The 14,039-nt window shown below is 68.7% G+C and carries 11 protein-coding genes; 5 read left to right on the top strand and 6 right to left on the bottom strand.

Annotation, left to right across the window (positions count from 1 at the left end; translation table 11 throughout):
- Positions 1–7: 7 nt before the first annotated feature.
- Complete coding sequence (locus TEF_20095; GenBank protein ID ANK82844.1) at positions 8–685, top strand: 2-phospho-L-lactate guanylyltransferase; 678 nt, start codon at positions 8–10, stop codon at positions 683–685.
- Positions 682–3,105 carry a 7,8-didemethyl-8-hydroxy-5-deazariboflavin synthase gene (fbiC, locus tag TEF_20090; GenBank protein ANK82843.1) on the top strand — a complete coding sequence of 808 codons (2,424 nt, stop codon included), beginning with the start codon at positions 682–684 and terminating at the stop codon, positions 3,103–3,105. Before TEF_20095 ends, fbiC begins: the two co-directional genes overlap by 4 nt.
- A gap of 90 nt (positions 3,106–3,195) precedes the next feature.
- Here fbiC and TEF_20085 read toward each other — a convergent pair whose 3' ends face one another.
- The 6 genes from TEF_20085 to TEF_20060 form a co-directional block, all read right to left on the bottom strand.
- Positions 3,196–3,801, bottom strand: coding sequence for a hypothetical protein (locus TEF_20085; GenBank protein ID ANK82842.1), 606 nt, complete (start codon positions 3,799–3,801; stop codon positions 3,196–3,198).
- A gap of 127 nt (positions 3,802–3,928) precedes the next feature.
- Positions 3,929–5,173 carry a hypothetical protein gene (locus TEF_20080; protein ID ANK82841.1) on the bottom strand — a complete coding sequence of 415 codons (1,245 nt, stop codon included), beginning with the start codon at positions 5,171–5,173 and terminating at the stop codon, positions 3,929–3,931.
- 103 nt (positions 5,174–5,276) lie between these two features.
- A complete protein-coding gene (locus tag TEF_20075; GenBank protein ID ANK82840.1) occupies positions 5,277–7,709 on the bottom strand; it encodes a hypothetical protein in 2,433 nt (810 codons plus the stop codon).
- Positions 7,710–8,489, bottom strand: coding sequence for a hypothetical protein (locus TEF_20070; GenBank protein ANK83626.1), 780 nt, complete (start codon positions 8,487–8,489; stop codon positions 7,710–7,712).
- 54 nt (positions 8,490–8,543) lie between these two features.
- Positions 8,544–9,548: a hypothetical protein gene (locus TEF_20065; protein ID ANK82839.1), complete on the bottom strand. Its 1,005-nt coding sequence runs from the start codon at positions 9,546–9,548 to the stop codon at positions 8,544–8,546.
- A gap of 148 nt (positions 9,549–9,696) precedes the next feature.
- Positions 9,697–10,047, bottom strand: a complete 351-nt coding sequence (locus TEF_20060) for an antibiotic biosynthesis monooxygenase (protein ANK82838.1) — start codon at positions 10,045–10,047, stop codon at positions 9,697–9,699.
- Between the two features lie 334 nt (positions 10,048–10,381).
- Here TEF_20060 and TEF_20055 point away from each other — a divergent pair, with 334 nt between their 5' ends.
- From TEF_20055 to TEF_20045, 3 genes are all read left to right on the top strand, one after another.
- A complete protein-coding gene (locus TEF_20055) occupies positions 10,382–11,476 on the top strand; it encodes a hypothetical protein (protein ANK82837.1) in 1,095 nt (364 codons plus the stop codon).
- Between the two features lie 23 nt (positions 11,477–11,499).
- On the top strand, positions 11,500–12,918 hold the full coding sequence (locus TEF_20050) for a hypothetical protein (GenBank protein ANK82836.1): 1,419 nt from the start codon (positions 11,500–11,502) through the stop codon (positions 12,916–12,918).
- Positions 12,919–12,979: 61 nt separating this feature from the next.
- Positions 12,980–13,921, top strand: coding sequence for a hypothetical protein (locus TEF_20045; GenBank protein ANK82835.1), 942 nt, complete (start codon positions 12,980–12,982; stop codon positions 13,919–13,921).
- Positions 13,922–14,039 lie beyond the last annotated feature (118 nt).

Raw genomic sequence — 14,039 nt, 5'->3', positions numbered from 1 at the left:
AATACCGATGTGGATCATCCTGCCGATCAAGAACCTTGATCAGGCCAAGCAACGCCTGTCCGGCGCCCTGACGCCGGCGGAACGCCGCCGCCTGTTCGAGACCATGCTGGAGGACGTCCTGTCCGAGGCGCGCAAGGTCGCGGCAGCCGATGGCGTTCTGATCGTCAGCCGGGAACCGAAGGCGCGCGAACTGGCCGACCGCCACGGTGCGGAGCTGCTGGTCGAGCCGCAGAACGAGGGCCAGTCGACGGCCGTGCAGCGCGGCGTCTTGTGGGCCATGGCGCGGGAGAGCCGGGGCGTCATCACCCTGCCGGGCGATGCGCCGGGACTGCGGGCCAGCGAGATCGACGAACTGGTGCTGCTGAACGGCCACGAGGCGCGTTCGGTGACGCTTTCGCCCAGCCATGACCGGCGCGGCACCAACTGCATCGTGGCGACCCCGCCCGACATCATCCCGTTTCATTTCGGTCATGACAGCTTCAAACCCCATTGCGACGAGGCCGAGAAGGCCGGCGTGACGGCGAAGATCCGGCCGCTGCCGGGCATCGGGCTGGATATCGATACGCCCGAGGACGTGCTGAAGTTCCTCGAAATGGCGCCGCAGACCCGCACGCTCCGCTTTCTGCAGGAAAGCGGCATCGCCGAACGGCTCCGGGCCGACCGCGACAAGGACCAGACCGCATGAATGGCGTGATCGAGGGGGCGCTGGCCGGACGCCGGCCGGACGAGCGGGAGGCCCAGTCGCTGCTGCAGGCGCCGCTGGACGGCATGCTGGCGGCCGCCGCCGAGCTTCGGGACCGTGGCCATGGCGACACGGTGACCTATTCGCGCAAGGTCTTCATCCCGCTGACCCACCTCTGCCGCGACGTCTGCCACTACTGCACCTTCGCCGAGCCGCCCCGGAAGGGCGAGGCGGCGTTCCTGTCGCCCGAGCAGGTTCTCGAGATCGCCGCCAAGGGCGCGGCGGCCGGCTGCACCGAGGCGCTGTTCACGCTCGGCGACAAGCCAGAACTGCGTTACCGTGCCGCGCGCGAGGCGCTGGAGCGGCTGGGCTACGCGACGACGCTCGACTACCTGGCCGCGATGGCCGAGCTGGTGTTCACCGAGACCGGCCTGCTGCCGCATCTCAATCCCGGCCTGATGAGCCTGGAGGAACTGAAGCGCCTGCGCGAGGTCTCGGTCTCCATGGGCATCATGCTGGAGAGCGATTCGGAGAAGCTGCTGGAGCGCGGCCAGCCGCATTTCGGCTCCCCCGACAAGATCCCGGCGCGGCGGATCGAGTGCATGGACGCCGCCGGCGAGGCCGCCGTGCCCTTCACCTCCGGCATCCTGATCGGCATCGGCGAGAGCCGCGCGGACCGCATCTCCTCGCTGCTCCGCCTGCGCGAGCTGGACGACCGACACGGCCACATCCAGGAGATCATCGTCCAGAACTTCCGCGCCAAGCCGGACACCAAGATGAAGAGCGCGCCGGAGCCGAGCCTGGACGAACTGCTCTGGACCATCGCCGCGGCGCGGCTGATCTTCGGACCGGAGATGCACATCCAGGCGCCGCCCAATCTCAGCCCCGGCGTGCTGCCGCAGCTTGTCGGCGCCGGCATCGACGACTGGGGCGGGGTCAGCCCCGTCACTCCCGACTTCGTCAATCCGGAAGCGCCCTGGCCGCATCTGGAGAAGCTGGCCGAGGAAACCGAACGGGCCGGCAAGCAGCTGGTCCAGCGTCTGCCGGTCTATGCCGAATACGCGCTGAAGCCGGAACGCTGGCTGGACAAGCGCTTCGTCAAGCCGGTGCTGGACCGGATCGACGGTCAGGGACTGGTGCGCGCGGATTCCTGGTCGCCCGGCGACCACGACGCCGTGCCCGCCCTGCCGGCGGTCCGGGCGTCGGACCGGCTGACGCCGATCCTGGACCGGGCGATGGCCGGTAAGGCCCCGTCCGAGGCGGAGATCGTGCGCCTGTTCCAGGCCCGCGGCGCGGACTTCCTGGCGGTGACGCGGGCGGCGGACGACCTGCGCCGGGAGGTCAGCGGCGAGAACGTCTCCTACGTCGTCACCCGCAACATCAACTACACCAATGTCTGCTACTTCAAATGCCAGTTCTGCGCCTTCTCCAAGGGAAAGCTGTCGGAGAACCTGCGCGGGCGGCCCTATGACATCGGCCTGGACGAGATCGACCGCCGCGTCCGGGAGGCCTGGGAGCGCGGCGCGACCGAAGTCTGCATGCAGGGCGGCATCCACCCGGACTATACCGGCGAGACCTATCTGGAGATCGCCCGGGCGGTGAAGCGCGCCGCGCCGGAGATGCACGTCCACGCCTTTTCGCCGCTGGAGGTCCACCAGGGCGCCGCCACACTCGGCGTGCCGCTGGCCGAGTTCGTCCGGTCGCTCAAGGAAGCCGGCCTCGGCACCCTGCCGGGCACGGCGGCCGAGGTGCTGGACGACGAGGTCCGCGAGGTTCTCTGCCCCGACAAGCTCCGCACGGAGCAGTGGCTGGACGTGATGCGCGCCGCGCATGGCGCCGGCTTCCGCACCACCGCGACGATCATGTTCGGCCATGTCGACCGCTATCCCAACTGGGCCCGGCACCTGCTGGCGCTCAGGGATCTGCAGGCGGAGACCGGCGGCTTCACCGAGTTCGTGCCGCTGCCCTTTGTGCACATGGAAGCGCCGATCTACCTCAAGGGCCGGGCCCGGCGCGGGCCGACATTCCGCGAGGCGGTGCTGATGCACGCGATTCCGCGGCTGGTCTTCCACGGCCTGATCGGCAACATCCAGACGAGCTGGGTGAAGATGGGGCCGGAGGGCGTGAAGACCTGTCTCAACGCCGGGGCCAACGATCTGGGCGGCACGCTGATGAACGAGACCATCACCCGCGCCGCCGGCGCCACCTATGGCGAGGAGATGCCGCCCGAGGCGATGGAGGCGCTGATCCGCGCCGCCGGCCGCACGCCGCGCCAGCGCACGACGACCTACGCGGACGCGCCCGAGGGGCAGGTCCGGCGCTCCTTCGGCGCCCGGCCGCTGGCCGACGTGGTCAACGCGCCCGCCGCCCGCTACGAACGCGGCCGCCGCCCCCAGAAGCTGATCCGGCCGGGCCTGGCCTAGGCTGAACCCGGTCTCGCCGAGGTCCCCGGCACTGGGGATCCCGGACCGAGTGGCCCGGGATCCCCAGCGGGTAAGATCGACGCGGTCGCGTTATCCGGCGGGCTGCATCTGGCCGGTATGGCGGTCTATCTCGAGGCGACGCACCAGTGAGTCGTCCTGGGTGACGATCTCGGCGGTGATGGTGTCTTCGTCGGTTTCCTCGACCGTGCCGAGCTTCAGGTTGGGATTCCCCCGCCATTCGATGTGATGCCCCAGGATATGGCGCACATCATCGACCGTCAGATCCTGACGCAGCGCCATCATCCCGGCACCGCCCATCATGCCGGGACCCATGCCCTGGCCCATGATCATGCCGGGGCCCTGACCACCCATCATGCCTTGTCCGTGCATCATGCCATGGCCGCCGCCCATCATGCCGGGGCCCTGACCACCCATCATGCCTTGTCCGTGCATCATGCCATGGCCGCCGCCCATCATGCCGGGGCCCTGACCACCCATCATGCCGCGGCCCTGCATCATGCCCTGACCGCCCATCGGGCAGGGACCCTGCTTCATGCCGGGGCCCATGCCCTGGCCCATCATGCCGGGATCCATGCTCTGGCCCATCATGCCGGGACCACCACGTCCGGGCCAGTTGCCCCTCTCATGGGCGCCGGCCGCTGCGGAAACGGTCAACGCGACCGCCGCGGCGATCATTGTCACGAAAGTCGATTTCGTTGTCATTGTGCTGCTCCCTTGCCGGTTCGCACTCCGGCAGATGAAAGCACGTCCAGCGACTTCAAGGCTTGACTCAAATCAACCTCTGGTCGGGGCGCGAGCGGGATCACCGCTCGCGGAAGGCCTCGTCGGCGGTGCCGATCACCCGATCGGTGAGGAAGGAGAGCACGGAGCGGCTGCCGGTCTTCATCTCCGCGTCCACCTCCATGCCGGGGCGGACCTCGTTGATGCCCGGGGCCGCGCCCAGATGCGTCCTGTCGGTGCGGATCTCGACGTTGAAGAAGACCTGTCCGGTGTCCGGATCGCGGTTGGCGTCCCGGGCGACCCGTTCGACCGTGCCTTCCAGCGAGCCGTACTTGATGAAGTCGTAGGCGCGGACCTTCACCACCGCCGGCTGTCCCGGTTCTATGGCGCCGATGTCGCGGTTCGCCACGCGCGCCTCGATGACCAGGTTGTCCGCCTCCGGGACGATGGAAGCCAGGGGCTCGTTCGGCCGCACCGCCTGGCCGGGATTGTTGACCGCCAGGTTCTGGACGTAGCCGTCGACGGGGCTGCGGATGACCGTGCGGTCCAGGCGCGTCTCGGCCTGGTCCAGCGCCGCGGCGGTGCGGTCGCGCGCGCCGCGGGACTCGGCCAGATCGGCCAGCACGTTGCCGCGCCCGGTCTCGTCGATCTCGCGCCGGCGGGATCGCGCCGCCGACAGGGCCGACTGCGCCGATTCCAGCGACTCCCGGGTCTCCTGCAGGTCGCCGCGGGTCTCGTTCAACTGCCGCTGGATGGACTGGAAGCGCAGGAACGGAAAATGGCCCTTGTCGGTGAGTTTCTGCAGGGAGGCGACCTGATCCTCCAGCACCCGCGCGCTCTCGGTCAGGGTGCGGATGCGCACGCGCAGGGTGTTGATCTCCGACTGGCGCTGCTCGATCTCCCGGTCGGCGCTTTCGCGCTGGGACTGCAGCGCATCGCGCCGGGCCTCGAACAGCCGCGAATGGGTGGCCACCAGGTCGGGCCGCTCGGCCATGACCTCGGGGCCGAAGCGTATGGCGGCGTCGCCGCCGGCCTCAGCCTCCAGCCGCGCGAGTTCGGCTTCGAGCGTCAGCAGATCGCCCCGCAATCGTCGTTCCTCGGCGCGGAGCAGGCTCTCGTCCAGGATCATCAGGGCCTGGCCTTCGACCACCAGATCGCCGTCTCGGACCAGGATTTCGGCGACGGCCCCGCCCTCCGGATGGTTGACGACCTTCACGCGTCCTCCGGGCCGCACCTCGCCGGGCGCGACGACGGCCTGATCGACCTGCGCCAGCGTCGCCCATAGGATGATCGCCACGAAGAAGCCCGCGACGACCATGACCAGCACCGTGGCGAGCGGCGAGTGCCGGCTTTCGCTGATCGCCTGCGCTTCAGGCAGGAATTCGGTGTACTGGGGTCCTTTGGACCGGTCTTGACTGGACATGGCGCGGTCAGGCGTCCCCGGACTGGCCGGCGGCGGGCTGGCCGCCCTGGCCGGGCATGGCGGCGTCGCGCATGCGCGAACGGGCGAAGGCGATGACCTCCTGCGGCGGGCCGATGCGCTCGACCCGTCCCTCCAGCACCAGCGCCACCTTGTCGGCGATCGCCATGGGCGCCATGCGGTGGGAGATCAGGATGATGGTGCGGCCGCGCCGGGCGCGGTTGACGGCGCGGATCAGCCGCTCCTCGGAGCCCGGATCGAGCGCGCTGGTGGCCTCGTCGAAGATCAGGATCTTCGGATTGCGGATCAGCGCGCGCGCCACCGCGAGAAGCTGGCGCTGACCGGACGACAGGCCGCCGCCGCGCTCGCTCAGCACCGTGTCGTAGCCCTTGGGCAGGCGCTGGATGAATTCGTGCGCGCCGACGAACTTGGCGACCGATTCGACGCGCGCGGGATCCTTGTCGTCGATGCCCATGGCGATGTTCTCGCGCACCGTGCCTGCGAACAGCTGGACGTCCTGGGGCACGACGCCGATCTGGCGGCGCAGCGTGGCCGGCGACAGGTGCGAGATGTCGGTGTCGTCGATCAGAACCCGGCCGTGATCGGGCTGGTAGAGGCCCTGGATCAGCTTGGACAGCGTCGTCTTGCCCTGGCCCGACGGGCCGATGATGCCGAAGACCTGGCCGGCGCCGATCTCCAGAGTGACATTGTCGAGCACGAAGGGCAGGTCGTCGGCATAGCGGTAGGAGACGTTCTCGAAGGCGATCTTGCCCTCGAAGGGAGACCCGGGGCTGAGCTCGCCGGGCTCGGCCTCCGGCTCCTCCGACATGATGTCGTCGATGCGTTCGAAGGCCGAGCGGACCTCCTGCACCTGGTGCCAGGCGCCGACGACCTGGCGCATGGGCGCCACCGCCCGCGTCGCCAGGATGTTGGTGGCGATCAGCGCGCCGATCGACATGTCGCCCGACATGATCAGCAGGGCGCCGATGACGATGACGACCAGGCTGAGGATCTGCTGCAGGTTCTGGCCGATGGCGGACAGCACGCCGGCGAGGCTGTTGGAGCGGTAGCCGGTCCAGGCCGAGAGGCCGAGACGGTGATCCCAGCGCCGCTCGATCTCCGATTCCAGACCCAGCGACTTCACGGTCAGCGCGTTGGCCATGGTCTCGTGCAGGGCCGACGCCTTGGCCGCCTGGCCGAGGAAGTTCTGCTCGGTCAGTTTCTTCTGGCGGCCGTGGGTGGCCACCGACAGCGCGACGAAGATCGGGATCGCCACCGCGACGACCAGCGCGATCAGGGGCTCGATCAGCAGCAGCGCCGCGAGGAAGACCACGACGAACAGAAGATCGACGATCACCAGCGGCATCTGGCCGGTGAAGAAGCTGCGGATGGTGTCGAGCTGGCGCATCCGCTCCGAGATGACGCCGGAGGCGGTGTTCTCGAAATGCTTGTAGGGCAGGCGCAGCAGGTGATGGACCAGTTCGCCGCCGATTAGGCTCTCCACCCGCGCGCCGGTGTGGCTGGAGACATAGACCCGCACGATCCGCAGGATCAGATCGAAGAGGTAGATCACCACCATGCCGATGGTCAGCGAGAACAGGGTCGACTGCGCCCCGCCGCCGGAACCGACGACCTTGTTGAACACGGTCATGATGAACAGCGGCGCGGCCAGCGCGAACAGGTTGATCAGCAGGGACGCGACGCCGAGTTCCAGCAGCACGCCGCGCATCTTGCGCACGACATGGCCGCGCCAGTCGCGCTGGCGCTTGACGCCGGTCTGGGGCGCCTTGACGACCAGCGCCCGACGGCCAAGGGCGGCGACGCCGCCGGCGTCCAGGACCTCCGTCTGTTCGCGCACCGGATCGTAGACGAGGTAGCCCGACCCCTCGCGCCGCACCACGGAGCGGGAGGCCGAAGGATCCTTCGCGTCCAGGATCACGAAGGGCGCCTGCAGGCGCCGCAGCGCGCCGGCGTCGAAGGCCTGTTCGGTGACCGGGAATCCAAGCCGCTCGGCGGCGAGGCGGAAGCCGTCCAGCGTCATGGGGCTGCCTGCCCCGGGCGCAGCGGTCTGGATATCGGCCGCGCCGATCGGCCGGCCCAGATCCCGGGTGATGCGGATCAGCAGCCGGCGCAGCACGTCGATCCGCGGCCGGCCGCTGGCTGCCGCCGTCGGCAGCGGCGTATCGGCGGCGTCTCCGGCGGGCGGGTTCTCAGGGGCCGGCGCGGCCTGCGCACGGCGCTGTGGCTCGGGCCGCCGCCAGGCTTCCTCCGACAGGTCGGCGACCGGGCGCGCGCCCGGCTTGCTGGCGACGACATGCAGATGCGCGCCGGCGGTGCGCCGGCGGTGCTCGGCCGCTTCCTCCGGCGTGGCCGGCCGCTTCGTCGGCGTGATGCGGCCGATCCTCGACCAGCCGTCGCCGGTGCTGTCGCCGTCCTCGGCCATTCAGCCCTTCGCCATCTTCTTCTGCACCAGCTTCGCCGGCCGCCGCTGCTCTGCTACCTGAAACAGCGAGAAGGTCCGGTTGACGTAATTGGTGACGCTGTTGAGGCCGGTCATGTAGCGCGTCAGCGTCTCCGTCTTCTCGGCTTCGACCATGCGGATCGGCCGGCGCGGGTCGTCGGTCTCGAAGCGCAGGTAGAACCACGGCTCGCCCCGGCGCAGCACCAGATCCTTCGACGGCTCCCACCATTCGAAGGCCCACATCATCGGCCGCGGCCAGATGTGGATCGGCAGCCGTCCGCCGATCATCGTGCCGGGCAGGGGGGCGGGGCGGTAGTGGCTGAAGGCTGGCATCTGGTTCATCCAGCAGATGTCGTCGGCGACGAAGATGTAGGGCGTGATGAACTGGATGATCGGGCGGTTGGGATGACGCCATTCCTTGCGCGCCATCACCGCCACCATCTGGCGCAGGTGCTTGGAACGGATGGAGCTCTTGTCGCCGGCGAGGTTGACGAGCTGCGGCTGGCCGTTGTCGTCCATCTTGAAGCGGAGCTGGACGTCGATCGGGCACGGCACCTCGTAGAGACGGGATTCGTAGTCCAGCACCGCCGGGCACATGGCCGCCGATTTGGCGTGCTGGGCGGGCGGGTCGTTGCGGCGGAACTGGCGCGGCGCTTCCCAGATGAAGCCGGCCTTGTCGGTGTCGAGGATGTAGCCGACCTCCAGGACACGGCGTTCCGGGGCGACACGCTGTCCTTCGCCGGTTTCCTCGCCGCCCTTCAGATACGCGAACATGTCCATGGCCTTGCCGATTCCTGCCCCGGGGTGAACCCGATCCTAAGGCAATCTCCGTGCCATCGCACCCCCGGTTTCGCCATCGGGACGGCCGCGCCTGGGGCGCAGCAGGCCGGTCAGGCGGCGCCAGTTGCGGCGGGCCAGAACCGGCCAGGATGCGGCCAGCGCCGCCTCCCGCCGCAGCCGCTCCAGCGCCGAAGGTTCGGGCCGGTCCACGAAGACGGCGCGGTGGTCCGCGATCACCCGCGCCAGCGTCGGACCCCGGACCCGTTCGGGTTCGAAGCCGGCGCGGCCGGCGGGCGCGATATCGCCGCCCAGCGCACCCAGCAGCGCCAGGTAGGCGGTGACGGGACGGCGCATGCCGCCTGCGTCGACCCGGCGGCGCATCCCGGTCCAGTCGAGGTCGCTGGCCCGGCGCAGCATCAGCAGGCCGTCGATCACCGACTTGATGGCATCCGCGGTGAACAGGTCTCCGGCCGCGTGGGCCGCGGCGATCAGGAAACGGTGTTCCGGGGCCGGAACGCGCAGTCCGGCGGCCCCGGCGCCGCAGCTCTGCGCCATGATGTCGGCGACGGGGAGAACCCTCTCGAACGGATGCGCCGCCGCCTGGACATGGAGGTCGATGTTCGCGCCGTCCTCTCCGATCAGGGGCTGGAAGCTGGCTTCGCTGACGAACCCCCATGGGCTGCGGGTCGGTGTTTCGGCGAAGGCGAAGCCCCGGGCAGTCAGCAGTTTCAGGGCGGCGCCCAGGTCGGACGGACGGATCAGCAGGTCCGCGTCCGACACCGCCCGGTCGTCCGGCGAGGGATAGAGACAATGCGCCGAGGCAAGGCCCTTCAGGGCGACATTGGGGATGCCCGCTTCCATCAGCGCCGCCGCCCATTTCTCGCCCTGCAGACGACGGAAACGGTTGAGCAGGCGCGCCTGCCGCACCTCGTCGGCGGCCAGCATGGTCTCGGCGCCGGGGATCACGGCCGCAGCGGTTGCGGCCGAGATCAGTGCCGCCAGGGCCGTCAGGCGCGCCGCATCGTCCGGCCCGGGCTGCACGGGCAGGCCCGCGACCGCGCCCCAGACGGGATCGGGGGATTCGCCTTTCGGCAGACTGTCTGTATCGTTTCGGGACAGCGCGATAAGAATTGTTTCCTGTTCTGCATCCCTGCACCGCGGGAAACCATCCGCCCGGCTCCCCGGCAGGTCAACGGTCTTCGTGGCGTTGGCGGCTGTCGTCCGGGGCCTCGGCCCGGTCGTCCATGCCATAGTCGCGCAGGACCTGCGCCACGCGCAGCCGGTAGCCGGCGAAGACGCCGCCGCGTCCCTTCGCCTGCGCCCGGCGGTGAGCCTCCAGGTTGCGCCAGCGGATCACCGCGTCCTCGTCGCGGAAGAAGGAGAGCGAGAGGATCCGGCCGGGATCGTTCAGGCTCTGGAAACGCTCCACCGAGATGAAGCCGTCGATCTTCTCCAGTTCGGGCCGGATCGCCGCGGCGATGTCGAGATACGCCTCGCGCTGGCCCTCCGCCGGTTCGACCTCGAAGATCACCGCGATCATCGGGCCGCTCCCGGAATGTGGGGCGCGGAGGCCAGCTTCGGGAACGTCCGGTGCTCACGCAGAAGGCGATGGCGCATGGAAGAGGCGGTCATGGATAGGCTCCCGATCATTTTTCGCACCGCGCCGTTTCGGCGATCCGGCGATGGCTGTGCCCGGCCCGGATCACCGTCGGACCTGTGCGAATTCGGCACGTGGACCCGTCCGGGCGGTGCGGAATGTGACAGCCACCCGGCCACATGGGGTTCTCGGGCAGGCGATTATACATTATTTAGTAGTGACGTGGACTTATGGGCAGTGTTCGAGGCACGCCCGTTTCTTGCATGCAGGAACTCCCATGAAACGCATCTCCCAGATCCTGAGCGTCGGCGCGGCTCTCGCCCTCGGCGCTCCCGCCGTCCAGGCCCAGGTGGCCGCGGAACCGACGCGGGCCGATGCGCTGGCCGGTGCGCTCGCCGGCAGTGAGGAAGGCGTCCGCGCGATGGAGCGTTATCTGGATTCGGCGGGCGCGGCACAGGTTTCCGCCGACCGCGCCGCCGGCCTGATCCGGGAACTGCGCCGTTCGGGGCTGGTCGACGATCCGAAGATCCTGCAGCAGGCGGCGGACCGCATTTCCAGCGCGGCCAGCCGTTCCTTCGTCTCGGCACGCATCTACAAGACCCGCGTCACCTCGACCTTCCGCATGGACGAGAAGCGCATCGGCTTCGATTTCGGTCCGCCCGACGCGGAAACCAGGGACGGTTTCCAGACGGTCACCACGAAGAGCGAGATGGTGAAAGGCCCGAACCCGTCGGCCATGCGCCGGCCTGAGGGTGAATCGCTGCTGCGCGACGGTATCCGCAATCTGCGTCAGGTGAAGCTGCCGGTGGCCAACGGCAAGTACCGCGTCATGATCGCCACCGACGACATCGGCGTGCCGGAAGCGACCGCCAACCCCTATGGGTCGGCCATGAAGGTGAATGGCGAACGCGTCCGCGTGGCGGCACAGGCGCCGAAGAACTGGGTCAACGAGACCTATCTCGCCGAGCCTCAGAGCTATCTGGCCGAGGACGGCGCCGCCGCCGCGGACGAGGTCGCCAAGCGCGGTAACGCCCAGGGGCCGACCACCGGCGGCATGGTGGTCATCGAGACGGTGGTCGAGAACGGCGAACTGCAACTCGTCTTCGACCTGATCGAGGGCCAGGAGACCTATCTGACCGGCGTGATCCTGGAGCCGGCGGGCGAGGAGAGCGTGTTCGCGCCATCGGCCGAGGCCCGCGAGGTTCTGTTCACCCGGCCCGAGGACATCCTTGTCGCCACCGAACGCGTCGAGACCGCGCGTCAGGAACTGGTTTCCGAGATCGTGGCCGAGGCGGGGCCGGAGCAGGTCGCGCGGCTGCTCGATCTGCCCGAGCCGGTGTTCGAACCGGTCAACGACGTCAGCCCGAACTGAAGCCGCGCCGCAGCGAGGAGGGCATGATGCGTCGGGCGTGGCAGATCGGTTTCGGATTCTGCCTGTGCGCCGTCGTGGCTCTGCCCGGCGTGGCCGCCGCCCAGGGGGCCGCCGACAGCAAGTCCGAGAAGCAGGTCAAGCCGCAGATCGTCCAGAATCCGATCATTCCGGGTCAGGTCGATCCGGAGCCCCCCTTCACCACCGCCAAGCAGGACGCCGTGCTCAACCGGCGCAGGCCGGAATACGAGCCGATCGGCATGCTGGCGGGCGGTATCCTGCGCGACGTGAAATATCTCGGCCGCGGCCAGATTCTGGAGAGCTTCCTGCTGTTCCCCAGCATCGAGACCGAGGTCGCCTTCGACAGCAACATCTTCGCCGAGGACGACAACAAGACCGCGGACTTCATCGGCACCGTCCGGCCCGAGCTGGAACTGCACTCGGACTGGGACAACCATGAATTCTTCGTCCGCGGCTTTGGCGAGTTCGCCCGTTACGCCTCCAACAGTCGTGAGAGCTTCGCCCGCTACGGCGCGGAGCTCGGCACGCGCCTGGATGTGACGGAGTTCCTGTTCCTGAAATTCGGCGCAGGCTGGCAGCGCAAGACCGCGGCGCGCAGCGACATCGAGACCGACACGGGCGGCGACGAACCGACCGTGTTCTACGAAAGCTTCGGTTCGGCGCAGGCGCGCTACAAGCGCGACAAGTTCCTCGTCGACGCCAATACCTCGATCACCGCGCGGGATTTCAGGGACAACACCGCCGCCGGCGTGACCGTCGACAACGACCAGAACGACAACTGGATCTGGGAGAACTCGCTTCGGCTGGGCTGGGAGGAATGGCGCGGCACGACGATCTTCCTCGAACCCTTCTTCAATCTGGCCCGCAATTTCCGGAAGTTCGACAATGTCGGACTGGAGCGGGGCTTCTATTCGACCGGCGTCAATGCCGGCTTCACCTACGACGCTTCCGCCGTGACCTTCCTCGAAGGTGCGCTGGGCATCGGCTATGGCATTCCGCACGACCGCAATGCCGACAGCTTCCCGTTCCTGTCCGGTAAGCTGGATCTGGTCTGGAACCCGCATGATTCCTGGACCTTCACCGCCGGGTGGAACCGCCGACTCGCGCAGACCAATGCCTTCAGCGTGATCAACAACGTCAACGTCCCCGATGTCGCCACGCTGACGGACACGCTCAGCCTCGGCGCTCAGCTGGAGGTGACCTACGAGATCCTGGCCAGCGCCGGCATCGACCTGGCTCTCGCCGATACGCTGGAGAACGGCACCTCCGACACCGGTCTCGACACCGAACTTGCGCTCCTGTGGCTGATGAACGAGTACATGCGCATGCGCGGGTTCTGGAATTTCTCGCTGCTCAGCTCGAATGACGCCAACCGTGAATTCTCCAAGCATGTCGTCGGCGTCACGCTGACCATGCACTACTGAGCGGCTTGCCGATTCAGCCAACCGTGGAGAGAGTGTAAGGATGAATCGTCACGCAATGAGATTGGCCCTCGGTCTGGCGGCGCTGGGATTTGCGGCGACGCTGGCCCAGGGCTGTGCGGAGCGGCGCTACGGCGTCGCGCCCCAGCCGGCGGCTCCGCGCGCGCCCGTCGCCCAGCCGCAGGCCGCCGCGCAGCCGCAACCGGCTCCGCCGCCGCCTGCGGCCGTCGTCCAGCCCGCCCCGCAGCCGCAGGCGGCCGCGCCTCAGCCCGCGCCAACGCCGCCGCCGCAACCGCAGCAGCAGGCGGCGCCTCAGCCTGTCTCGCCGCCGCAGCAGCAACAGCAGGCTGCCGCCGGTCCCCAAAACGCCCCGCCGGCCTCCGGTGAAGCGAATCTGATCACCAGCCCGGTACCGCCCCGGGACGCCGAGCCCGAGCGCACGGCGGACGGCAAGCTGCGCGTTCGCGCCTCCAACGCCACCGACGACAGCGCCGCCGTGCCCCTGGTGAACATCGACGAAGTGCCCGACGAGGTCGCCCGGAAACTGGAGGAATACCGCCTCGGCCCCGGCGACCGGCTGTCGATCAAGGTGTTCGGCCAGGAGGAGATATCGGGCGAGTTTGAGGTCAGCGCTGCCGGCGAATTGTCCTATCCGCTGATCGGCCAGATCACTGCCGAGAACATGACGCCGGGCGAGTTCAACCGCGTGCTGACGGGGGCGCTGGAGGAGTTCTTCGTCAGCCCGCAGGTCACCGTGGAAGTCACCAACTACCGCCCGTTCTTCATCCTGGGTCAGGTGGGCAGTCCGGGTTCCTACAAGTACCAGCCGGGCCTGAACGCCCGCATGGCGATCGCGGTGGGCGGTGGCTACACCCGCCGCGCCCGGGAGGAACCGATCACGATCTTCCGGACGAACAATGCCGGCGAGCTCATCAAGTTCGAGGCCGATCAGGACGCCATCATCCTGCCCGGCGACACGATCGAAGTGCATCGCCGGTTGTTCTGATGCCGGCTCGCGCCGCGGCTCGCGGAGTTTGGCACATCGCTTGCTTCCTACCATTGTGTGGCCGCATTTGTCGGCCATATCGGGTATCCCGGCGGTGCGGCCTCTCTAGATGTCGCCT

The sequence above is a fragment of the Rhizobiales bacterium NRL2 genome (genome assembly GCA_001664005.1).
Lineage (GTDB): Bacteria > Pseudomonadota > Alphaproteobacteria > Minwuiales > Minwuiaceae > Minwuia.
Note: the sequence above shows the minus strand (reverse complement) of the source record. Positions and strands in the feature narration are given on the sequence as shown.

Excerpts from the sequence above, each read along its gene's own strand:
- TEF_20050 (ANK82836.1), top strand. The coding sequence starts at position 11,500 with ATGATGCGTCGGGCGTGGCAGATCGGTTTCGGATTCTGCCTGTGCGCC.
- TEF_20060 (ANK82838.1), bottom strand. The coding sequence starts at position 10,047 with ATGATCGCGGTGATCTTCGAGGTCGAACCGGCGGAGGGCCAGCGCGAG.
- TEF_20055 (ANK82837.1), top strand. The coding sequence starts at position 10,382 with ATGAAACGCATCTCCCAGATCCTGAGCGTCGGCGCGGCTCTCGCCCTC.
- TEF_20095 (ANK82844.1), top strand. The coding sequence starts at position 8 with ATGTGGATCATCCTGCCGATCAAGAACCTTGATCAGGCCAAGCAACGC.
- TEF_20085 (ANK82842.1), bottom strand. The coding sequence starts at position 3,801 with ATGATCGCCGCGGCGGTCGCGTTGACCGTTTCCGCAGCGGCCGGCGCC.
- TEF_20075 (ANK82840.1), bottom strand. The coding sequence starts at position 7,709 with ATGGCCGAGGACGGCGACAGCACCGGCGACGGCTGGTCGAGGATCGGC.
- fbiC (ANK82843.1), top strand. The coding sequence starts at position 682 with ATGAATGGCGTGATCGAGGGGGCGCTGGCCGGACGCCGGCCGGACGAG.